A 22,675-nucleotide genomic window follows, 5' to 3' on the forward strand; every position below is an offset into this window, starting at 1 on the left:
CCGGTTTAAACCTCTCCGACCGCATTTTCTGCCGGTTACCAGTTTTCTGGTTAGGGTGCAGTGGTGCAAACGGGTTAACTCGGGCGGAAGGAGAACGCGCCGTCATCGGCGCGTGGCTGAACATGAGTTCGCAGGACGGTAAGCAAGCGGAAGAAGAGGCCGTCGCGGAGACCGCGACGGACCTCGCACACGCACCGGATACGACAGGTCCGGGGCACCCGCCCGATGAGCACGTCCCCCTCGACCTCGCAGCCGAACGCCCCGCCGAAACCGACCGCACCGTTTTCGGGGTGGCGGCGGCCCTCGCGCTCGCGATCATCGTCTGGGGCGTCCTCTCGCCGGAAAGCCTCGCGAGTGTCGCGTCGACCCTGCTCAACGACGCCGTCATCCCTTACGGCGGCTGGGCTTTCGTCCTCACCGCGAGCGGTTTCGTGCTCTTCGCGGTCTGTCTGGCCATAAGCCGCTACGGCCGGATCCCGCTGGGCGGGGACAAGGAACTTCCCGAATTCCGGACGTCGTCGTGGATCGCGATGATGTTCAGCGCCGGGATGGGCATCGGCCTGATGTTCTTCGGTGTGTACGAACCGGTCTCCCACCTCGCGAGCCCGCCCCCTGGTACCGCGGCGCCGAATTCCGACGAAGCCGTCCACACCGCGATGGCGACGACGCTGTTCCACTGGACCGTGCACCCGTGGGCGATCTACGCCGTCGTCGGCCTCGCGATCGCTTACAGCACCTTCCGCAAGGGCCGCACGCAGCTGATCAGTTCGGTGTTCGCGCCGCTGATCGGCAAGCGGCGTACCGAAGGCCCCCTGGGCAAGGCGATCGACATCATGGCGATCTTCGCCACGCTGTTCGGTTCGGCCGCTTCCCTCGGTCTCGGCGCGCTGCAGGTCGGTGGCGGGATGGGCGCCGTCGGCTGGATCGACGACCCCGGCAAGGGCCTGCTGGTCGCGATCATCGCGATCCTCACCATCGCGTTCATCGCCTCGGCGGTTTCCGGGGTGGCCAAGGGAATCCAGTGGCTGTCCAACATCAACATGGTGCTCGCCGCGGTACTCGCGGTGTTCGTGCTGGTGGTCGGGCCGACCGTGCTGATCCTCAACATCGTGCCGGGCGCGATCGGCGACTACTTCCGTGAACTGGCGGAGATGTCCGGCCGTACCGGGATGACCGGTGGCAACGAGATGCAGACCTGGCTCGGCGGCTGGACGGTCTTCTACTGGGCGTGGTGGATCTCGTGGACGCCCTTCGTCGGCATGTTCATCGCGCGGATCTCCCGCGGCCGCACCATCCGCCAGTTCATCTTCGGTGTCATCGCGATCCCGAGCATCGTGAGCCTGATCTGGTTCGCGATCTTCGGCGGTGCGGCGATCAGCAGGCAGCGGGCCGGTACGGACATCGCGGGCGCGGGCAGTGCCCAGTCGGCGACGTTCGAACTGCTCGAAACGCTGCCGTGGTTCATCCCGATCGCGATCCTGGTGATGATCCTGGTGTCCATCTTCTTCGTCTCCGGTGCGGACGCGGCGTCGGTGGTGATGGGCACCTTGTCCCAGCGCGGAAGCGTGCATCCCAAGAAGAACGTCGTCATCTTCTGGGGTGTGCTGATGGGGGCCGTCGCGGCGGTGATGCTGCTGGTCGGCGGGGACAAGGCACTGACCGGCCTGCAGAATCTGACCATCCTGATCGCGGTGCCGTTCGTGTTCGTGATGGTCGGACTGTGCGTGTCGGTCTGGAAGGACCTGCGCAACGACCCGCTGATGAAGCAGGAAGACGCGATGATGCTGTCGCTGAAGGAACTCCACGAGGAACGCACCAACGGCGCCGGCCGCCGTCGCCTCCTCGGACGGGCGAAACAGCGCTCCTGAGCTGATCGCGCGTGAAGGCCCCCTTCCCTCGGTTGAGTCGAGGGAAGGGGGCCTTCACGCGCTTCAGGCGCGGCCAATGGCGACGAAAGCGCACAACGCGAGGTAACCGAGGTCCACAAGCGCCAGCAGCGGCTCGCGACGACGCAGTCGCAGGACGAGCGCCCCCGCCATGACCAATGCCAGCCCGAGGGCCGCCAGCGGCACCAGTCCCGGCGCGATGTCGAGCAGGGCGGGCAGGACAAGGCCGACCGCGCCCAGGGTCTCGACCAGCCCGATGAATTTCACCGTCCCGGGGCCGAAATCCAGCACCCAACTCGCACCGGAGGCCACTCCGGCGACCGTTTCCCTTGTCAGGAACAGTTTCCCGACGCCGGACGCGAGATACATGACGGCCAGCAGCCCGGCGACGATCCACAGTGCGGTGTCCATCAATGCCCCGCGAACTGGCCCGGCGTGTAGTCGCCCGCCGGCTGCCGGGTGATGACGTTCAGCCGGTTGAAGGCGTTGATGAGCGCGATCTGCATCGTCAGGGCCAGGAGCTGTTCGTCGTCGTAGTGCTTGGCGGCGGCCTCCCACACCTCGTCGCTGACACCGGCGCTGTCGGCGATGCGGCAGCCCGCCTCGGTGAGTTCCAGCGCGGCGCGCTCGGCCTCGGTGAAGACCGTCGCCTCCCGCCAGCACGCGACCAGGTTCAACCGGACGGTGGTCTCCCCCGCCGCCGCGGCGTCCTTGGTGTGCATGTCCAGGCAGCCGGCGCAGCCGTTGATCTGGCTGGCCCGGATGTTCACCAGTTCCCTTGTCGTGGCGGGGAGTTCGCTGCCTTCGAGGGCCCTTCCCGCCGCCACGAGGTGCTTCACGAGCTTCGGCGCGAGAGCGGTCTTGAAGACTTCCAGCCTTGCCTGCATGGGATTTCTCCTTCTCGTCGGTGTTCACTTACTTCGACGAGGGGGCCTCCAGAGAGGTAACACCCATGGCCGCGAGGCGACGTGGATCACTCACGGAGTCGATGCCGACGATGCGGCCGTCGACGATGGTGCAGCTCATCACGCCCAGCACCTTGCCGGTCCGGCTCCACGACACGACGCCGGGCTTTCCGTTGACCAGCGCGGCACTGGTCTTGACGACGGAGCGCGCCCCGCGCTGGACCCGCGTGGCGACCTCGGCCGCGCCCAGGCGCACGACCTCCCCGTGCCGGGTCTGCGAACGCCAGGTCACGTCGGGGTCGAGCATTTCCAGCAGCCCCTCGAAGTCCCCTTCGCGCGCGGCCGCGAGGAACGCGTCGACGACGGCGCGTTGCCGCGGCTCGTCGGCCGGACGCCGTCCCTGCACCTTCCGGCGGGCGCGGCTGGCGAGCATCTTGGCCGCGTCCGCCGATTTGCCGAGGATCTCGCCGACCTCGGCGAACGGGACCGCGAACAGGTCGTGCAGCACGAACGCGAGCCGCTCGGCCGGGCCGAGGGCGTCGAGCACCACGACGAGCGCCACTCCGACCGAGTCGGCGAGCATCGCGTCCTCTTCGGGCGTGTCCTCGAGCACCAGCAGCTCGGGCGGCTCGTCGTACGAGTCCTCGGGGCGGGTCTTGCGGGAGCGGAGGACGTCGATGCAGACGCGGCCGACGACGGTGGTCAGCCAGCCGGAGAGGTTGTCGATCGTCTCGGCGTCCTGACGGGCCAGCCGCAGCCAGGCCTCCTGGACGGCGTCCTCGGCGTCCGCGCGGGAGCCGAGCATCCGCTGGGCCACCGCCACCAGACGGCCGCGCTGCTCCTCGAACGCGCTGGCCAGGGCCTCGCCGGTCATGTCGTTACCTTTCTCGCGCCTGATCCGTCATGGACATGACGACCACGGCGCGGAAAAGGTAACCGACGGCGCTTGGCTCATGTCGCGAAAGCCACTTTCGGGACATGTGGTGTCCCGAAAGTGGCTTTCGCGACAAGGCTCAGACGTCCCGGATCGGGGTCTTCACGACCTTCTTCATACCGGGGTTCTTCGTCTCCGGCCGCTTCTGCGGCTCGGGCTCGGCGGTCGAGCCGCCGATGCCGGACTCGATCGCCGCCGTCACGATCAGGTCCCGCTCGTCGGGCGAGATGACCTCGCGGTCGAGCAGTTCTTGCGTCACCGCCCGGACGTAGCCCACGAACTGGTCGTTCGACGAGTAGTCCGACTCGTCGTCGAGCACGTCGTTGATCGTGCAGCCGTTGCCGGTGTCGCGGTTCTCGACCTGGCTGTCCGCCGAGCCGAGGATCACGGTGTCCCGGACGTCGGAGTCCGGGCAGGCGTCCGGGCCCGGCGGCGCGGCGACGATGGTGAACGCGCCGCCCTGTTCCGCCGAGACGTTGCCCGCCTTGTCCGACGCGCGGTAGGTCAGCGTGTGCGTGCCGAGCGCGGTCACCTTCACCGGCGCGGTGTACACCGTCCAGGCCCCACCGTCGAGTTTGTACTCGATCTTATCGACGCCGGAACCGGTGTCCGTCGCGGTCAGGTTGATGGTCGCGTCCTCGATGTAGGACCAGCTTCCGTCCAGATCACCGCTCACCACCACGGAAACCACCGGTGCGGTGCTGTCGCCGCCTTCGACGATGGTGAACGTCGCCGTGCCTTCGGGCGAGACGTTGCCCGCCTTGTCCGTCGCCCGGAAGATCACCGTATGCGCGCCGACCACGGTCAGCGCGAGCGGCGCCGAGTACGTCATCCAGGCGGCACCGTCCAGTTTGTACTCGACCTTGCCGACTCCGGATCCGGCGTCGGTGGCCGTGAGGGTCACGGTCGCCTTGCCGACGTAGTTGCCCGCGATGTCCTTGGTCCCGGTCACTTCCGAGGTCACCGTCGGCGCGGTGGTGTCACTGCTGACGACCCTGAAATGCGCCATGCCCTCCGGCGAAACGTTGCCCGCCTTGTCCGACGCGCGATAGGAGACCATGTGCATTCCGGGCGCGGAGACCGCGACCGGGGCGGTGTACGCGGTCCACGCGCCTTCGTCCACTTTGTACTCGACCTTGTCGACACCGGAGCCGGCGTCGGTGGCGGTCAGCTTCACGGTGGCGGTGTCGAGGTAGTTACCCGAACCGTCCTTGGTCCCGGTCACCTCGGCCGTCACCGTCGGCGGTGTCGTGTCGCCGGGCTGTCCGGTGACGACGCTGAACGACGCCATCCCTTCCGGGGAAACGTTTCCCGCCTTGTCCGAAGCGCGGTAGTGCACCATGTGCGAGCCGACGGCGGAGACCACCACGGGCGCGGTGTACGCGGTCCAGGCGCCGCCGTCGAGCTGGTACTCGACCTTGTCCACCCCGGACTGACTGTCCGACGCGGCCAGGTTCACCGTCGCGGAACCGACGTAGTTCCCGGCGGTGTCCTTGGTGCCGGTCACGTTCGCGGTGACGGTCGGCGGGGTGGTGTCAGCGCCGCCGCCGTCGGTGACGACGAACTCGCCCGTCATCTTGGTGTGGCCCTGGATCGTGCAGTAGTACCGGTACTTCCCCGGCGTCAGCGTCACCGTGGCCTGGTGCTCGCCGTTCTGCTCGTCGTAGGGGTTCGCGAGGATGTTGAGGTTGACGTCGTGGTTGTAGCCCGGCGTCGACGTGTCGAACGTCAGCGTGTGCGACATCGTCGAGCCGAGGGCTTCGGTGTTCTTGAACAGGATCGTGGTCTCGCCCGCCACCGCGGTGGACGGCGCGCTGAGGTAGTGGTCGGTGCTGTCGCCCGCCGTCCATTCCAGGGTCTGGACGGGTGCGGCGACGGCGGGTGCGGACGAGCCCGGTAACACCAGGCCCGCCAGTGCGAGCGTCGCGGCCACCAGGGCCACGACGAGGGTTCTTGGGGACATCGCAGGGAAACCTTCCGTACAAGGGAGACCGGCCGGGCGCGAGGGAGGTCGCGCCCGGCCGGCTTTCGCGCTACAGCTGCCGCACCCGGATGTTGCGGAACTCCATCAGGTCGTTGTCACCGTGGTTCTGCAGACCGATGAACCCGCTGACGAACTGCCGGAAGTCGGTCGACGGGTCACCCGCCCGCGACGATTGAATCCCCGGTGCGTTCTCGAACTCGTTGATCACCACGCCGTTGCGGATGATCGTGTACTTCTGCCCGACGACCTTGATCTCGTACTCGTTCCAGGTCCCCTTCGGCTTCACGCCCGCCTGGTCCAGTGTCCGCGGGTCGAAGTTGTAGATCGACCCGGTCTTCTGCGGTTCACCGGTGGCCCCGTCGTACAGCTGGACCTCGTGTCCACAGTAGATCGCGACCCAGGCCTGCGACGTCCTCGCCGAACCGACCGTGCCGCAGCTGCCCGGCGGACGCTGCTCCAGCGGCGTGCGCGGGTCCGGGAACCGGACGAACACCCCGCTGTTGGCGCTGCCGGACGGCGCGATGTCCTTGAACTGCAGCTTCACCGAGAAGTTGCCGAACTGCCGCGCCGAGTACCACAGCATCCCCAGCCCGCCCGACGGTCGCAGCGACCCGTCCGGCTGGATGGCGAACTGCCCGGACGGCGCCTGCGACCAGTTGCGGAACGACGCGGCCGTGCCGTCGTAGATCGCGTCGTAGCCGGTGACGCCCGGGTTGCCGATGGGCGACGCGGCGGCCGCGGCGTTGATCCTGTCCGACTCGGCCCCGTTCAGCACCCCGAGGTCGCCCAGCCGGTTCACGGCCTGGGTGACGTGGTTGACGAAGCCGGCGTGGGAGGTCCACGTGCTCTCGTCGTCGATCAGGTCGTCGACCGTGCAGCCACCGCCCGCGTTCCGGTTGGTCACCCCGGTGTCGGTGTCGCCGATGGTCACCGTGGCACCGGGATCCGCCACGAGACAGCCGACGCTCACCGAGTTCCGCGTGGTCACCGTCTCGCCGTCCGCGTAGGTCACGGTTAGCTTGGCGGTGTAGAGCCCGGTGCGCGGGTAGGTGTGCAGCGGGTCGGCCTGGGTCGAGATCGTGCCGTCGCCGAACTCCCACTTGTAGGAGACGCCGCCGGACTTCGACCCGGTGAAGGCCGCGGTGAGCGGTTTGTTCTGCACCATGGTCGACGCCGCCGCGGCCGACGGGGTCGCCTCGCCGCCGACGTAGCTGATCTTCAGCAGCTTCTGGTTGTTGGTCAGGGTGAAGAAGCCGCCGCCGTAGTCGAGCACGTACAGCGCGCCGTCCGGCCCGAACTTCGCGTCCATCCACTGGTTCAGCTTGGTGTCGCCACCACCGGTCGGGATGATCTGCCGCACCGTCTCGGCGAACACCGGCGGATCCTGCTTCGCGACGCCGTTCGGGTCGAGGGTGACCGCGATCCGGTTCTGCCCGTTGCTCTGGTCACCGATGAACCACTTGTCGTTCCAGTACGCGGGCCATGCGACGCCGCTGTTGGTGTTGACCAGTTCGCGGTGGTACGTCGGCCCGGTCATGACCGCCTGGCCGCCGCCCTTGAGGTAGGGCTGAGTGTAGGTGGCCTCGGCCGCGTTGTACGTCGGGACGGAGCTGTTGGGCCGGTTGGGGAACACCGGTCCGCCGCCGTCCGGCGAGTACCAGATCATGTTCTTCTTGATCGGCGGCAGGTTCACCAGGCCGGTGTTGCGCGGCGAGGTGTTGACCGGGTTGTCGCAGTCGTACCAGCCGGTGAGCACCGCGGCGTCGGTACTGCTGCGGTCACGGTAGGGCTGCTTGTTGCCCATGCAGTACGGCCAGCCGTGGTTGCCGGCCTCGGTGATGACCGTGGCGGTCTCGTACTTGGCCGGGCCGAGTTCCGGGCTCGGCGAGGTCGCGTCCGGGCCGACCCACGCGGCGGTCAGCCAGTTGGTCTTCTTGTCGACTTGCAGACGCGAGATGTTCCGCACGCCCATCACGTAGATCTCGGGCCTGGTCTTGTTACCGGGGTCGTTCGCCTCGGGGAACAGGTTCCCGGCCGGGTTGGTGTAGGTACCGTCCGGCTCCGGGTGGATCCGCAGGATCTTCCCGTTGAGGTCGTTGGTGTTCCCGGCGGTGCGGCGCGCGTCCTGGAACGAGACGCCCTTGTAGTCCTGGGTCCAGTTGTTGCCGGAGTACCCGTTGGAGCCCTGCGACGAGTTGCTGTCACCGGAACCGATGTAGAGGTTCCCGTCCTTGTCGAAGTCCATCCCGCCGCCCGCGTGGCAGCAGCTGTGGACCTGGACGTCCCACGACAGCAGATCCTTGCGGGTGGCCTGGTCCAGCGTCTGGTTCTTCAGGTCGTAGGTGAACCGCGAGACCGTGCGCTTGCCGATCCGCTTGTCGATGTCGACCGACGCGTGCGGCATCCAGTAGGCGTACATGAAGCCGTTCTCGCTGAACTTCGGGTCCAGCACGAGACCGAGGAGGCCTTCCTCGTTCTTGACCAGTTCGTCGCCGCTACCGCGGTTGCCCATCACCTTGAGCGTGGTGAGCAGCTTCGGCTTCTTGGTGACCGGGTCCCACTGGTGGATCGTGCCGCAGCCGGCGCCGATCTCGGGGTTGGTCCAGTCGTTCGGCGCGGGCACGACGTTGCCGGCGCAGGCCGCGCGGCCGATGTAGAAGACCCGGCCGTTCGGCGCGATGGTGAGCCCGTGCGGCTCGCCGATCTGGTCCAGCTGGCCCGTCTGGTTGATCCCGGTCAGGCGTTCGACCTTGTAGTTGGCCGCGATCCCCGCCTTGCAGTCCCCGCGCACCATGCCGGTGGTCCACTTCAGCGCGCCGAGGATGTGGCTGCGGAACTGGGCTTCGCCGTAGCTCGCCTCGGTCCGGCCCATACCGGTGTAGAAGGAGCGGCCGCCGTCGTAGTCACGGCACCACGAGATCGGGTGGAACGCGCCGTTGGCGCCGACACCCGGCTTGTAGGTCGATTCCTCGACCTGCGCGACGGTGTGCACGGTGCCGACCGGGTTGACCTCCCAGTTGAGCCACCGGTCGGTGCGGACCCACTTCTGCGGCAGGCCGGCGGTGGCCGGGTTCGCCTTGTCGAGGACGTCGACCGTGGCCTGCGCCGGGTCGGGCTCGGGCGGCGGCGGAGTGGTCGAGTTGTCCTTGAACAGCTTGAAGTCGGCCAGCTGGATGATCGAGTCACCGGCGTTGGCGGTGATGTTCAGCCGGTAGTTCGAGTAGGCCGTGGTGTTGGTGAAGGTGAAGGTCCGGCTCACGAACCGGTCGGGGAACGTCTCGCCTGCCCGGGTGTCCAGATCGGTCCACGTGGTCCCGTCGTTGGAGCCCTGCAGGGTCCAGTTCTTGGGGTCACGCCCGGCGAAGTCGTTCGCCGAGACGAGCGCGTAGCTGCTCACGGCCACCGGGGCGGCCAGCTTGTAGGCGACCCAGCCTGTCGACGCGAAGGCCAGCCACTTGGTGTTCTCGTTGTTGTCGGCCAGCTTTTCCTTGGTCTCGTTGGGCGGGTTCTCCGCGCTCGCGGTGACCGAGGCGACCGCTTCCGGCGTCGGGCGCGCACCCACCGGGCGCGCCCCGATCAGCCCGGAGAACCACTGCGACCCGTCCTGGGCCCGCGCGGCGTCGGAAAGCCCGAGGAAACCACCGCCCGCCTTCATGTAGTTCTGCAGCGAGGTTTCCTGGTCACGGTTGAGCGTGATGCCCTGCGCGGACAGGAAAACGACACCGCGGTACTTCGCGAGGTTCGACGGCGTGAACACCGCCGGGTCCGAAGAGGACGAAACGGAGATCCCGTTCGCCTGGCCAAGGCTCGCGATCGCGTCCGTGGCGCGCAGGACGGGGTCCTTCTGGTCCGCGGCGGTGCCGTGGAAGACCAGGACGTTCACCGGGACGTTCGTCGCGGCTTCGGCGGCGACCGGTGCGATGGCCAGCGGAAGCCCGGAGGTGACGACGGCGCCGACCGCCAGTGCGGCCAGTGACCGTCTGCGGAGCCGACGTTGCGAAAAGATTCGTCTCAAGTTCTCGCTCCTTTCGAAGACTAGTGGTGGTGGGCCGAAGCGCCGGTGGCGTCCGGAGTGGACGTGGTGCTGTGCTGGTGTCCCTTGAAGCGGTCGATCGCCTCCTGGGCGCCGGCCGGCATCCCGCCGTCGGCGTTGCGGACCAGGAACACCCCGGACATGCCGTCGTCCGAGTGCTGCTGGACGTGGCAGTGGTACATCCACGCGCCCGGCCCGACGCCGTCACCGGCGATCACCTGGAACCCGAAGGAGTTGCCGGGGTCGAGGGTCTTGTTGTCGACGATCGGGGCGTTGTCGGTCGCGCTGGTGAGCATGCCGGTGCGGGTGTCCGCCCAGCGGTGGGCGTGCAGATGGAAGGTGTGCATCAGGTTGCCGTGCCCGATGCAGATGAACTCGACGCGTTCGCCGAGGTTCGCCTCGAAGATCGGGGTGTTCGGGGCGACCTGGTGGTTGATCCACATTTCGGTGAACACCACGGTGAACTGCTTGCTGGGCAGCAGATCCCCGCGTTTGCGCACGATCAGGCCGCCGTAGAGCCCTTTCATCAGGCCCACCGTGCCGTGGTCACCGCCGAACGCGTGGTCGTGGTAGTGCCAGTACCCCGCGCTGCCCGGCATCCAGAAACCGGTGGCCGCCTGGTAGGCGGTCCTGGTCTTCCAGGTGTAGGTCTTGGTCTCGTAGGGCTTGTTGAAGGAGTCGTTGAACGGGGAGCCGTCGGATTTGGTGTCGTAGTTGACGCCGTGGGGGTGGATGGAGAGGCGCTGGTCGGTGTTGTTGACCAGTTCGATCACCAGCGTGTCGCCCTCGTAGCACTCCAGGAGCGGACCGGGGATCGTCGGCTTACCGGGCTCCAGCCCGTAGCCGACCCGGGTCGAACCGGGAACGTAGTCGGCGTAGATGGTGATGTTGCGGGTCATCCCGGCCGCGGCGGCCGGCGCCGAACCGGCGCTCGCCGACACCACGACCGGGGCGAGGACCCCGGCCGCGGTGCCCGCGAGCATCGATCTGCGGGACAGCCCGCGGTTGTTCTTGTCCATTGTGGATTCCCCAGCTAGAAGCGGACGTTACGGAGATAGGTGAATCCGGTCTGGGCGGTGCTCAGGGGATCCGTGGGGTTGTCGTGCTCGACGATGTACTCGGCGAGGTGGGGACGGGTGTGGGAGAAGATGCGCGGGAAGTCGATGACGCCCTTGCCGGGGTCGACCATCTTCCCGTCCGCCGCCCGGTCCTTGACGTGGTACTGCACCACGCGCGGGCAGTGCTGCCGGTACAACGAAACCGGGTCCATCCCGCCTTCCACCGCCCAGAACAGGTCGATCTCCAGGTGCACGTAACGCGGGTTCGTGTTCCTGGTGAGCACGTCGTACGGGCGCACGCCGCCGATGGGCGCGAACTCGTGCGCGTGGTTGTGGTAGCCGAGCGGAATACCCGCCTGGCGGAATTTCCGCGCGGCCGTGTCGAGTCGTCCGGCGAACTGCTTCCAGCCGTCGATGGTGTCGAAGTTCGCCCACGGCACGTTGGCGCGGATGTTCCCGAGGACCTTCGCGTCCGCGATGGTCTTGTCGAGATCGCCGTCGATGCCGACGTGGGTCGACGTCGCCTTGATGTGGTTCTTGTCCAGCAGAGCACGGAATTCCTCGGCCGTGCGGCCGTAGGTCCCGGCGAGTTCGACCTTCCGGTAGCCGATGTCCGCCAGCGCGGACAGGGTTCCCGGCAGGTCGGCCTGCAGCGCGGTGCGCAGGGAGTAGAGCTGGATGCTGATCTTGTCCACCGGGACCCGGCCCCGACCGTGGTGGCCGTGTCCCTGGGGCTCCGCCTCGTCCGAGGTGGAGGTGGTGGCATTGGCAAGGCCCGGCAGGGCTACCGCCGCCCCCACCGCGACCGCCGCCGTCGCCGCGCCGCGGAGGAGCGCCCGTCGAGAGTGGAACTGCTCAGCTTCTTCACCGCACATGAAACCGCCCTCACTTCTGGTTGCTGAAAGCCGCGTCGAAGGCCGCCGACGGCTTGTCGAACAGGAGCCCCCGCAGAAAGGTCACGGCCTCCGCCGCGCCCCGGAGCCGGTCCATCCCGGCGTCTTCCCACTCCACCGAGATCGGACCGGAATAGCCGATCGAATTCAGTGCCCGGAAACAGTCCTCCCACGGCACGTCGCCGTGCCCGGTCGAAACGAAGTCCCAGCCGCGTCGGGGGTCTCCCCAGGGGAGATGCGAGCCGAGCCTGCCGTTGCGCCCGTCGAACCGCTTCCTGGTGTCCTTGCAGTCCACGTGGTAGATCCGGTCGGCGAAATCGAGGATGAAACCGACCGGGTCGAGGTCCTGCCAGATGAAATGCGAAGGATCCCAATTCAGCCCGAATGCCGGACGGTCGCCGACAGCTTCGAGCGCACGTTTCGTGGTCCAGTAGTCATAGGCGATCTCCGACGGATGCACCTCGTGGGCGAACCGCACGCCCACTTCGTCGAAGACATCGAGGATCGGGTTCCACCGGTCCGCGAAATCCTGGTAGCCCTCGTCGATGACCGCCTGCGAGACCGGCGGGAACATCGCGACGTACTTCCAGGTCTTGGATCCGGTGAAGCCGATCACCGTGTCCACCCCGAGTTTCGCCGCCGCGCGGGCGGTGTCGGCCATCTCCTTCGCCGCCCGCTGCCGGACGCCTTCCGGTTCACCGTCGCCCCACACCCGGGAGGGGAGGATGGCCTGGTGGCGTTCGTCGATCGGGTCGTCGCAGACGGCCTGGCCGACGAGGTGGTTGGAAATGGCCCACACCTTGAGGCCGTGGTCGGCCAGCAGCTTCAGGCGTCCGGGCACATAGTCCTCTTCGGACAGTGCGCGGTCGACCTCGAAGTGGTCGCCGGAACAGGCGATTTCGAGGCCGTCGTAGCCCCATTCGCTGGCCAGCTTGCACATCTCGGTGAACGGGAGATCCGCCCACTGGCCGGTGAACAGAGTGATCGGACGACTCATCATTGCTCCTCGAAGGTGATCGCATCGACGTCGAACAAGCCACCGGAACCGCCCTTGAACACGAGGAACAACGGGCCGGTCCCACCGGGGTCTGTGATGGCGGTGGCCGGGAGGTCGGCATAGGTGTCCCAGCCACCGGTGTTGGCGACGGTGACCGTCTGGACCAGCGGCCCGTCCACCGCGCCCGAGCGGACCTCGATCGTGCCGCCCGCGCCGCCGGACGAGACCCGGTAGCCGATGCCGCTCACGCCGACGAGGTTCACCGGGTCGAATTTGATCCAGTCACCGGATTCGATGTGGCCCACGCGTTTGCCGCCACTGGCCCCGGCATGCGCGACGACCTCGATCCCGCTGGACTGGCTGTAGAACTCGGCCTGCTTCAGCTTCGGCTGCAGGATGGACTCGGCCTCGCCGGTGAGCGCCGGCACGCCGTTGCCGCCGTTGTCGGTGTAGCTGGCGTTGATGACACCGAACACGTTGGCGTCCGCGCCATGACCTTCGTCGGCGGGGGTGGCGATGGTGCCCTCACAGCCGGTCGCCCGGCTCAGCGGATGCCCGTGGCCCTCGTGGCCGAGGATGTATTCGACGGTCACCTTCGAGCAGTCGATCGGGTTGTCCTCGGCGTCGGTCACCTCGACCTTGAACGGGACCAGGTCGCCGAAGCTGAACACGCTGCCGTTGGCCGGGGTCTTCAGCGTGACCACCGGCGCGGTGTTGCCGACGGTGACCACCACACTCGCCGAGCCGGTCAGCCCGGTGGAATCGGTGACCGAGAGCTTCGCCGTGTACTGGCCGTTCGCTGAGTAGGTGTGGGAAACCGGTGCGGCCTCGGTGGAATCGGTCGTGCCGTTTCCGTCGAAGTCCCAGGCGTAGGTGAGCGCTCCGCCGTCGGGATCGTTCGTCCCAGCCGGGTCGAACTTGACGGTCAGCGGCGCCTGACCGGACGTCTTGTCCGCGGCGACCTTGACCTCCGGCGTCCGCCTGCCCTTGGTGTAGTCGATGCGGTAGACCGCGGATTCCTTTGAGCCGCCGAAGTAGCCGGTGCCGTAGTCGAGGACGTAGAGCGCGCCGTCCGGGCCGAATTCGAGGTTCATCGGGCGGACGAGGTCCATCGAGTCGAAGAACGGCTTGATGGCGCCTCGTTCACCGTTCGGTCCGACGGTGATCTCCTTGATCCAGCCGCGTTCCCATTCGTAGGCGAACGTCTTGCCGTCGAAGTACTCCGGGAACTTGGTCTGCGAGGGGTTCTTCGCGTCGAAGTGGTAGACCGGGCCGCCCATCGGGGACTCGGGACCGGTGCCGAACTCGGGCACCGAACCACCGTCGTAGGGAATCCACGCCTTCTCGACCGGCGGCAGGTCGGTCAGCCCGGTGTTGCGCGGGCTCGTGTTCTTCGGCTTGGCGCAGTCGAACGCGGCACCGGACTGCTTGGTGGCGAAGTCGTAGTCGATGAACGGCTGGTTGTCACCGATGCAGTACGGCCAGCCGAAGTTGCCGGGCTTCTTGATCAGGTTGAACTCGACCGTGCCGCCAGGACCGCGTTTCGGATCGGCCGCACCGGCATCGGGACCGTAATCGGCGAGGTGGATCCAGCCGGTTTTGCGGTCGACGGCGAACCGGAACGGGTTCCGGAAGCCCATCGCGTAGATCTCGGGCCTGGTCTTGGCCGTGCCCTTGGGGAACAGGTTGCCCTTGGGGATCGTGTACTTGCCGCCCGCGCCGACCTTGATCCGCAGCACCTTGCCACGCAGGTCGTTGGTGTTGGCGGAGCTGCGCTGGGCGTCGTAGACCGGGTTGCGGTCGGCGCGTTCGTCGATCGGGGTGTACCCGTCGGAGGAGAACGGGTTGGAATCGTCCCCTGTGGACAGATAGAGGTTGCCCTTCGCGTCGAAGTCGATCTCTCCACCCGCGTGGCAGCAGATGCCGCGTTCGGCCGGGACCTGCAGGATCTTCTGCTCGCTGGCGATGTCGAGTTTGTTGTCGGTGCCCAGCTTGAACCGCGAGAGCTGGTTGTAGCCCTTGAACGGGGCGAAGTCGGCCGGGGTGCCGTTCTCCGGCGCGTCTCCGGCGGGGGTGTTCAACTTGGGCGCGTAGTACAGGTAGACCCAGCGGTTCCTGGCGAAGTCCGGGTCGATGGCGACCCCCTGGAGGCCGTCTTCGTCGTGGTTGTAGACGGGGATCTGCCCGGCCAGCGAGGTCGTCGCCGACGAGCTGGTGTACCAGACGCGGCCGTCGCGCGAAGTGTGCAGGACGTCGCGGTTGGGCAGCACCGAGAGCGCGATCGGCTCGCCGGTCTTCTCCTCGCCCTTGGCCAGGGTGATCTGGTCGAAGTCCGCGTCGACCGGGTCTTCCTGGGTTTTGGCGCAGCCCGCCGCGCTCAGTCTGGTGGCGTACTTGATGCCACCGGCCAGATGCTTGAGGAAGGCCGGTTCGGTGTAGGAGGCCTTGGTGTGCCCGCCGCCGGTGTACCAGGAGCGGCCGCCGGAGTTCTCGTGGCACCAGGCGATCGGGTGGTCGCCCATCGCGCCGTCACCGGGCTGGTAGCTCTTCTCGTCCAGGCTCGCGAGCACGTGGACGTTGCTGCGCGGGTTCTCGCGGTAGTTGTACCACTCGTCGGTGCGCGGCCAGGTCGCCGGAAGATCATGAGTGGACACATGGTCATGGTCTTCGACCTTGACGTTCGCCTGCTGGATCTGCGGATGGGACTTGAAGTACGCCCCGACCAGTTCGCCGTACCACGGCCAGTCGTACTCGGTGTCGGAGGCGGCGTGCACACCCACGTACCCGCCGCCTCCCTTCACGTACCGTTCGAACGCGGCCTGCTGGTCCGCGTTCAGCACGTCACCGGTGGTGGAAAGCCAGACCACCGCGGCGAAACGCTTGAGGTTCGCGTCGGTGAAGGCCGCCGCGTCCTCGGTGGCTTCCACTCCGAAGTGGTTCTGCGCACCCAGTTCCTTGATCGCCTTGATCCCGTCGGGGATCGAATCGTGCCGGAAGCCCGCGGTCTTGGAGAACACGAGCACCGTGGCCGCTTCGTGCGCCGATGCGGTCTGCATCGGCAACGCGACGCCTGTCAGAGCGGTGACCATCGACGTGACGAGCACGCCTAGTCGTCGTTTCAAGGACATAGCAGTAGCGATCCTTTCGATGAGCGACGGCGATCAGGAAAGGGGTGCGGGTGGAGCTTTTCCTCCTATTTCAGGCCCTGCAGCGACAACAGCAGCGGGTGGACGTCGGTCGCACCGATGCGTCCGGAGGGCTGGAAGGCCGGGTCACTGCACAGCAGCACCGGACCGTCCTCAGTGGAATCCGGGAGCCGTCCGTGGGAACCGCGCACCCAGCGCGGATCGGTCGGGACGACGTCCATCGCGTAGCGCAGCCCGGCGAACTTCTTCGCCAGGTTGAGCCCGGCCCGCGCCTTGGCGAACTTGTCCTCCGGGTCGAAGAACAGCTCGGCGGGGTCGTAGCCCGGCTTGCGGTGGATCTCCACGCCGCGCGCGAAGTCGGGCTTCCGCGCGTCGTCGAGCCAGTAGTAGTACGTGAACCACGAGTCCGGCTCGGCGACCGCGACGAGTTCGCCTGCCCGTTCGTGGTCCAGCCCGTAGCGGGCCTGCGCCTCCCGGTCGAGGACCTCGTCGACGCCGGTCAGCTCGCCGACGATGGAGCGGACTCGCTCCACATCGGACTCGTCACGGACGTAGACGTGCGCGACCTGGTGGTCGGCGACGGCGAACGCGCGCGACGCCCACGGGTCGAGGTATTCCATCCCCGCCTGGGTGTAGACCTCCAGCAGACCCTCGCGCCGCAGTGCTCGGTTGATGTCGACCGGCCGGTGCACGTTGGTGATCCCGTACTCGCTGAGCGCGACCACGGTCGCCCCCGCGTTGCGGGCGTCGTCGAGCAGCGGCGCCAGCGCCTTGTCCAGCTCCCGCGCCGCCAACGCCGCCTGCGGTGCGTCGGGACCGAAGCGCTGCAGGTCGTAGTCCAGATGCGGAACGTAGGTCAGCAACAGGTCAGGACGCTTCTCGCGCAGGATCTGCCGCGACGCGCCGATCACCCACTTGCTCGACTTGAGCGACGCCGTCGGCCCCCAGTACTGGAAGAGCGGGAACTCCCCCAGCTGCCCGGTCAGCTGATCGTGCAGTTCCGGCGGGCGCACGTAGGCGTCCGGCGACTTGCGGCCGTCGGCGTGGTAGATCGGGCGCGGGGTCACCGTGACGTCGGTGCTCATCCCCATCGCGTACCACCAGCACACGTTCGCCGACGTGTAGCCGGGGTGCGCCGCCCGCGCGGTCTCCCACAGCTTCTCCCCGCCGACGAGCCGGTTGTGCTGGCGCCACAGGAAGATCTCGCCGAGATCGCGGAAGTACCAGCCGTTGCCGACGATCCCGTGTTGCGCGGGCATGAGCCCGGTGAGGAAGGTCGACTGCGCGCTGCAGGTGACGGCGGGCAGCACCGTGCCCAGTTCGGCCTGCCAGCCGTCGCGGGCGACGGCGGACAGGTTCGGCATGTCCCGCAACGCCTTCGGGGTCAGCCCGACGACGTCGATGACGACCAGCGGCTTCACGCGGAAACCCCTTCCTTGACGAGGTTCGCCTGTGCCCATTCGAGTTCGGCGGCGATTCCGCCGACGAGGTCACCCGCGTCCGGGAGCACGCTCCAGGTGTAGGTCTCGACCTCGATATGCGGTTCACCGGGCAACCCGGCGGCGACGGTGCGCAGGACGTCGGTCGTGGTGGACAGCGGAGCGGCCGGGGCCTGGTGCAGCGGCATGTGGAAATGCACGCGCCACGGCCCCTCCCCCGGCAACTCCGTCCATGCCTCGGGGAGATCGTCGGCCTTGTGCACGACACCGCCCGAAAGCTCCCGGACCTGGTGCAGGTACCGCGGTTCGGCGAACGCGGCCAACGCCTCACGGGCTTCGGCGGGCTTTTCCACGTGCAGGGCGGCGGAAGCCTGCACCTTGACGATGTCCACATCGGACTCGACGATCGCCTTGAGGGTCGCCGCCGGGTCGGCGAACGACACCGCGAGGTGGCAGGTGTCCAGGCACAGTCCGACGTACTCCGGGTCGACGCGGCCGGACAGCCAAGCGAGCGCGTCGGCCACGGTGTCGAGCACGCAACCGGGTTCCGGCTCGACGGCCAGTTTGATCGGCCGGTCACCGATCGCGCGGACGACCTCGGCGAAGGCCTCGGTGGCGCGTCGGTCGTCCTGCTCGGTCCACGGTTCACGCCAGGCCAGCGGCAGCGTGGAGATGCTGCCGTAGGAAGCGTCCTCGGCGAGCAGTTCGGAGAGCACGTTCACGCAGTCGATCGTGTACGCGACCCGGTCCGGATGAGTCCATTCAGGACGGTAGACCGCGTGCTTGACGACGTCGTCGTGGAATCCGCCGTACGGGAACGCGTTCAGCGTGTACACCGACAGCCCGCGGGCGTCGAGTTCGGCACGGAACCGCTTGCGCGCCCCGGCGTCTTCGGCGAGCCCGCGCGCGACCGGCGCTGAAAGCCACAGTCCGACGCCGAGCCGGTCGGCGCCCAGCCGCTCACGCACCGGGAGCGCGTACCGCTCCAGCTGCGCGACGATGCCGTCGACGTTCTCGGCGGGATGGACGTTCGTGCAGTAGGAGATCATTTGCGGGCACCTCGCAGAACCGAGTTGCCCTCGAAGGTCGCCGCCTCGCCGGTGAACCCGGGCAGCGGGTCGAGGGTGAGCCGCCCGCTCTGCCCGTAGAACTCGACCGGGTTCTGCCACAGCACCTTGTCGACGTCGGCCTCGGTGAAGCCGCCGTCGAGCATCGCCTGCCCGGTTTTGGCGGTCTTCAACGGATCCGAGCGACCCCAGTCGGCGGCCGAGTTGACGATCATGTTGTCCAGCCCGTACTGGCGCAGGATTTCGACCATCCGGTGCTCGTCCATCTTGGTGTCCGGGTAGATGGAGAAGCCCATCCAGGCGCCGGAATCCTTGACCAGCTTGACGGTGACCTCGTTGAGGTGGTCGACGACCACGCGCTCCGGCGCGATCCCGGCCTCACGGACGACGTCGAGCGTGCGCTTGGTGCCCTCCAGTTTGTCGCGGTGCGGCGTGTGCACCAGGACCGGGAGGTCGTGCTCCAGCGCCATCGCCAACTGCCGAGAGAAGACCTCGTCCTCTTCCTTGGTCATCGAGTCGTAGCCGACCTCGCCGACCGCGACGACGCCGTCCTTGGCGAGGTACCTCGGCAGGACGTCGAGCACTTCGCGGCAGCGGGGGTCGTTGGCTTCCTTGGGGTTCAGCGCGATCGTGCAGTGGTGGCGGATGCCGAACTGCGCGGCACGGAACCGTTCCCAGCCGATGAGGGCGTCGAAGTAGTCGGTGTACGAGCCGACGCTGGTGCGCGGCTGGCCCAGCCAGAACGCCGGTTCGACGAGCGCGCGGACACCGGCCGCGTACATGGCCTCGTAGTCGTCGGTGGTCCGGGAGGACATGTGGATGTGGGGATCGAAGATACGCACTGCTAGTTCTCCTTGAGGAGTTCGAGGGCGTCGGCGGGAACGTCACGTCCGGCCGCCCTGCGTTCGTCGGCGAAGTCGGCGAGCATGCGCCTCAGCTCGTCGTCCGCGCGGGTTTCGAGCTCCGCGACGGCGGCGAGCGGGACGCCGACGAAAACGCATTTCAGGACACCGTGCCGCCAGGTGTGGTCGTCGAGGAACCGCGCGGCGAAGCCACCCATCGCGGCGGCGACCAGGCGGATGTCGTTGGCGCGCAAGGCGTCTTCGACCAGAAGGATCCCGGCATCGGTGACTTCGGCGTCCGGGGACTCCAGCTCGTTGAGCGCGCGGAGCACTCCTCGCCGCTCGGCGTCGTCGCCGTAGCGGTAGAGATCCCGCAGCTCGGCGGCCAGCGCCGCGTCGTCGAGGACTTCGGCCAGGACCGCCACGAGCCGGACGCGCGCCCGGTCGTCCACGGTGCCGTGGACCAGCCCCTGCGGATCGCTCTCCGGCCTCAGCGCTTCACGGCCGACCTCGCGGCCGACGGCCGGGAAGAGCGAGCCGATCGCCGACGGCTTCTCCCGGATCCGGCGTTCCGCCTTGGCCGACCACGTCTGCGGCATCGCCGCGGTGAGCGCTTCGAAAGCCCGCCGGGCGGTGTCCGGCGCGGCATGGCTGTGCCGGGGCAGTTCGACCGCGGCCAGCCCGGTGTAGCCGATCTCCGCCAGCGCGGCGAGCGTGCCGGGCAGATCCAGGTGCCCGTCGCCGAACTCCAGATGCTCGTGAACCCTCGGCAGCATGTCGTCCAACTGCACGTTCCACAGCAGCGGACCGGCGAGACGGACGCATTCGGCCGCGTTGACCGGCTCGACGGCGACGCAGTGCCCGACGTCGAGCGTGACCCCGAACAGCTCCGGCTCGCCCAGTTCCTTGCGCAGGTCCAGGACCTGGCTCAGATGCTGCACGAGGTGCCCGGGCTCGGGTTCCATGGCCAGCCGCACGTTCAGCCGCGCGGCGTGCTCCAAGACCGCCGCGACCCCTTCACGCAACCGCGACCAGGCGATTTCGTTATCCACAGTGCTGTCAAAAATCGACACACCGGACCAGAACGAGACGCAGTCCGCGCCGAGGTCCCCGGCGATCCGCAGGGCCCGCGCGAGGAAGTCGATCCGGAGCGCGGGGTCGTCCGACAGCAGGGTCGGCGAGTGCTTGCGCCACGGGTCGAGCAGGTAGCGCGCGCCGGTCTCGACGACGACCCGGTTCAGGCCGAGCGCCGAAAGCCGGGACGCCACGTGGTCGACCTGCCGCGCCAGATCGTCGGCGAACGGGTCGAGATGGTCGTGGTCCAGGGTCAGCGCCACCCCGGTGTAGCCGAGGTCGGCGATCACCGCGAGCGCGTCGTCGAGACGGTGGTTGGAGAAGCCGTTGGTGCCGTATCCCAAGGAGAACACAGTCATGTGGGGCTCACCTTCCTCGACAGCTTGCGGGCGATCGGCAGCGCGGCCGCGATCAGCGCGGCCCCCAGTACCGAGCCCTTGGCCGTGACCGCCGCCTGGAGCGGGACCATGCCGTGGATGCCGTTCTTGGTCGCCGACCGCACGGACTTCGCCGACGGGTCGCGGACGGCGTCCGCCTGTGCCCGGCCGACCAGGCCCGCGTAGCCCGAACCGGCCGCCACCGAGGCCGCGCGATACCAGCCCCCACGTGCGGGTCCGGTCAATGCCAACGTTGTCGCCGCGCAGCTGGTGGCCAAGGCGGCACGGGCCGTCGCCGGATTCGCGCCGTGCACTTCCCCGGTGGACAACGCCGTGACGCCGAGCGTGTGCACGCCGACGGCGGCCGCGGCGGTGGCGGCCTTCTTCGGAGAGCCACCAGCGCCCAGCAGGACGTCGAGCGTGCGGCAGGCCGCCATCGCCACCGGTCCGGCCGGGGTCGGTTTGAGCACGGTGTCGTAGGCCCACACCGCGGCCGCCAGCGGGACCGCGACGCGCATCGCCTGACGGCCGCCGCCGAGCGCGGCCAGGCCGAGCCCGGTCGCGGTCAGCGCGGCGCCGGTGGTGAGCGCCGCGCCGGCGCTCACCCGCCCGGACGGGATCGGCCGCTCGGGACGCTCCACGGCGTCGAGCTTCCGGTCCGCCCAGTCGTTGAGGGCCATCCCGGCCCAGTAGAAGGCGACCGAGGACAACGGCAGCAGCAGCCGTCGCCCGGTCATCTTGAGCCCCGCGGCGGCGGACCCGGCGACCGTGTCACCGAGCACCGTCAGCGCGGCGGGGGCGCGGACGAGTTCCACGTATGAATTCACAGCGGCGGCCTTCACAGAGCCTCCGCCCAGGCGATCAGGCGGGCGGTCTGCTCGGCGAAGCGGTGTTCGTCGCTGCCCAGCGGATCCTTGAAGAAGAAGCCGAGTTCGGTCAGCGCGCCGCTCTGCCCGGCGGCGTGCGCGGCGGTGACGAGCCTCGCGAGGTCGAGGATCAGCGGTGCCGCGAGCGCGGAGTCGTAGCCGGTCCAGGTGAACTGCAGGCTCATGCGCGCGCCGAGGAAACCCTCGAACGACACGTGGTCCCACGCGGTCTTGATCTCGCCGAGGTCGGGCACGTTGTCGATGTGCAGCGGCGCGGTGACCTCCTCGCCGAGCAGCGCCGCGAGTCCGCGCGCCTTCGATTCCAGTTTGCTGTTCGCGGTCACCGGGTCGGCGAGGGTCTCGCCGTCGCCGCCGCCGAGCAGGTTGGTGCCCGCCCAGGAGCGGACCTTCAGCGCCCGCGCGCTGAACATCGGCGCGAGGACGGTGCGGAGCAGGGTTTCCCCGGTCTTGCCGTCGCATCCCGCGTACGGCAGGCCTTCCCGCTCGGCGAGCTGCCGCAACGCGGGCAGGGTGACCCCGGCGGACGGCGTGAACTCGACGTACGGGCTTCCCGCCTTCAGCGCCGCGTAGGCCGACAGCGAGCTGGACGGCAGGACCGCCCTCGCCGGATCCGCGAGCGCCGCTTCGAGAGCGTCGAGGTCGTCGTGTTCGGGAAGGTGGGGACACGGAGCCTCGGTGGAGGACACGTTGACCACCACGACCCGCGCGAGGTCGTGCCGGTCCGCGAAAGCTCGGATGTCCGAGGCGAGCCGGGCGGCGGCTTCGGCCTGGGCACCGGTATGCGCCGCCGGGTGGTAACCGTCGCGGATCTCGGCGTCCACTTCGGCCAGTCCGGACCGGACCGCCGAAAACACCGAGTGCCCGAACACGCCGGCGTGCGCCAGCTGTTCGGCGCGCTTCTCCAGCGGGGTGTGCGCGATGTCGTGCCCGCCAAGGACCAGTTCGTCCCAGCCCGGCAACGGAACCCCGGCGAACGCGGGCAGTTCGGTGACGCAGCCACCACCGTCCGTGACTCCCGCGCGCAGGGCCAAGAGCCCTACCGCGGCGGTCGTGGCGACCGACCCCCTCGCACCGATCAGCCAGATGCCTGTGCGCTCGTGAGCAGGCATTTCTCCACCTTTCCAAGATCCGGAACGTCCACGATTTACTTCCT

Annotated in this window: 16 protein-coding genes; 1 reads left to right on the forward strand and 15 read right to left on the reverse strand. The window is 68.2% G+C overall.

Features of this window, described 5'->3' with window-relative positions; translation table 11 throughout:
* The first annotated feature begins 122 nt into the window (after positions 1 to 122).
* Complete coding sequence (locus tag SD37_RS34020) at positions 123 to 1,868, forward strand: BCCT family transporter (protein ID WP_174567876.1); 1,746 nt, start codon at positions 123 to 125, stop codon at positions 1,866 to 1,868.
* A gap of 63 nt (positions 1,869 to 1,931) precedes the next feature.
* Here SD37_RS34020 and SD37_RS34025 read toward each other — a convergent pair whose 3' ends face one another.
* The 15 genes from SD37_RS34025 to SD37_RS34095 all read right to left on the reverse strand — a co-directional run bounded on the left by SD37_RS34025 (position 1,932) and on the right by SD37_RS34095 (position 22,631).
* Positions 1,932 to 2,297 carry a DoxX family protein gene (locus tag SD37_RS34025; RefSeq protein ID WP_044851333.1) on the reverse strand — a complete coding sequence of 122 codons (366 nt, stop codon included), beginning with the start codon at positions 2,295 to 2,297 and terminating at the stop codon, positions 1,932 to 1,934.
* Positions 2,297 to 2,773, reverse strand: coding sequence for a carboxymuconolactone decarboxylase family protein (locus SD37_RS34030; protein ID WP_044851334.1), 477 nt, complete (start codon positions 2,771 to 2,773; stop codon positions 2,297 to 2,299). Before SD37_RS34030 ends, SD37_RS34025 begins: the two co-directional genes overlap by 1 nt.
* A gap of 28 nt (positions 2,774 to 2,801) precedes the next feature.
* Complete coding sequence (locus SD37_RS34035; RefSeq protein WP_044851335.1) at positions 2,802 to 3,665, reverse strand: sigma-70 family RNA polymerase sigma factor; 864 nt, start codon at positions 3,663 to 3,665, stop codon at positions 2,802 to 2,804.
* Positions 3,666 to 3,804: 139 nt separating this feature from the next.
* Positions 3,805 to 5,688 (reverse strand): OmpL47-type beta-barrel domain-containing protein, encoded by a 1,884-nt coding sequence (locus tag SD37_RS34040; RefSeq protein ID WP_044851336.1) that lies wholly within the window; start codon positions 5,686 to 5,688, stop codon positions 3,805 to 3,807.
* 70 nt (positions 5,689 to 5,758) lie between these two features.
* Positions 5,759 to 9,724, reverse strand: a complete 3,966-nt coding sequence (locus SD37_RS34045; RefSeq protein ID WP_044851337.1) for a ThuA domain-containing protein — start codon at positions 9,722 to 9,724, stop codon at positions 5,759 to 5,761.
* Between the two features lie 20 nt (positions 9,725 to 9,744).
* Positions 9,745 to 10,761 carry a multicopper oxidase domain-containing protein gene (locus SD37_RS34050; protein ID WP_037310885.1) on the reverse strand — a complete coding sequence of 339 codons (1,017 nt, stop codon included), beginning with the start codon at positions 10,759 to 10,761 and terminating at the stop codon, positions 9,745 to 9,747.
* Between the two features lie 14 nt (positions 10,762 to 10,775).
* Positions 10,776 to 11,675, reverse strand: coding sequence for a sugar phosphate isomerase/epimerase family protein (locus tag SD37_RS34055; protein WP_044851338.1), 900 nt, complete (start codon positions 11,673 to 11,675; stop codon positions 10,776 to 10,778).
* 10 nt (positions 11,676 to 11,685) lie between these two features.
* Positions 11,686 to 12,690 carry a sugar phosphate isomerase/epimerase family protein gene (locus tag SD37_RS34060; RefSeq protein WP_044851339.1) on the reverse strand — a complete coding sequence of 335 codons (1,005 nt, stop codon included), beginning with the start codon at positions 12,688 to 12,690 and terminating at the stop codon, positions 11,686 to 11,688.
* Positions 12,690 to 15,779, reverse strand: a complete 3,090-nt coding sequence (locus tag SD37_RS34065; protein WP_044851373.1) for a ThuA domain-containing protein — start codon at positions 15,777 to 15,779, stop codon at positions 12,690 to 12,692. Before SD37_RS34065 ends, SD37_RS34060 begins: the two co-directional genes overlap by 1 nt.
* Positions 15,780 to 15,883: 104 nt before the next feature.
* Positions 15,884 to 17,257, reverse strand: a complete 1,374-nt coding sequence (locus SD37_RS34070; RefSeq protein WP_044851340.1) for an alkaline phosphatase family protein — start codon at positions 17,255 to 17,257, stop codon at positions 15,884 to 15,886.
* Positions 17,254 to 18,324, reverse strand: a complete 1,071-nt coding sequence (gene eboE, locus SD37_RS34075) for a metabolite traffic protein EboE (RefSeq protein ID WP_044851341.1) — start codon at positions 18,322 to 18,324, stop codon at positions 17,254 to 17,256. The genes SD37_RS34070 and eboE overlap by 4 nt, the downstream gene beginning before the upstream one ends.
* Positions 18,321 to 19,184, reverse strand: coding sequence for a TatD family hydrolase (locus tag SD37_RS34080; RefSeq protein WP_044851342.1), 864 nt, complete (start codon positions 19,182 to 19,184; stop codon positions 18,321 to 18,323). The genes eboE and SD37_RS34080 overlap by 4 nt, the downstream gene beginning before the upstream one ends.
* A 2-nt stretch (positions 19,185 to 19,186) precedes the next feature.
* Complete coding sequence (locus tag SD37_RS34085) at positions 19,187 to 20,617, reverse strand: EboA domain-containing protein (protein ID WP_044851343.1); 1,431 nt, start codon at positions 20,615 to 20,617, stop codon at positions 19,187 to 19,189.
* Positions 20,614 to 21,462 carry an SCO3242 family prenyltransferase gene (locus SD37_RS34090; protein WP_044851374.1) on the reverse strand — a complete coding sequence of 283 codons (849 nt, stop codon included), beginning with the start codon at positions 21,460 to 21,462 and terminating at the stop codon, positions 20,614 to 20,616. The genes SD37_RS34085 and SD37_RS34090 overlap by 4 nt, the downstream gene beginning before the upstream one ends.
* 11 nt (positions 21,463 to 21,473) lie before the next feature.
* Complete coding sequence (locus SD37_RS34095; RefSeq protein ID WP_044851344.1) at positions 21,474 to 22,631, reverse strand: inositol-3-phosphate synthase; 1,158 nt, start codon at positions 22,629 to 22,631, stop codon at positions 21,474 to 21,476.
* Between the last annotated feature and the right edge of the window lie 44 nt (positions 22,632 to 22,675).

It is taken from the genome of Amycolatopsis orientalis, from assembly GCF_000943515.2.
Taxonomy (GTDB): Bacteria; Actinomycetota; Actinomycetes; order Mycobacteriales; family Pseudonocardiaceae; genus Amycolatopsis; species Amycolatopsis orientalis.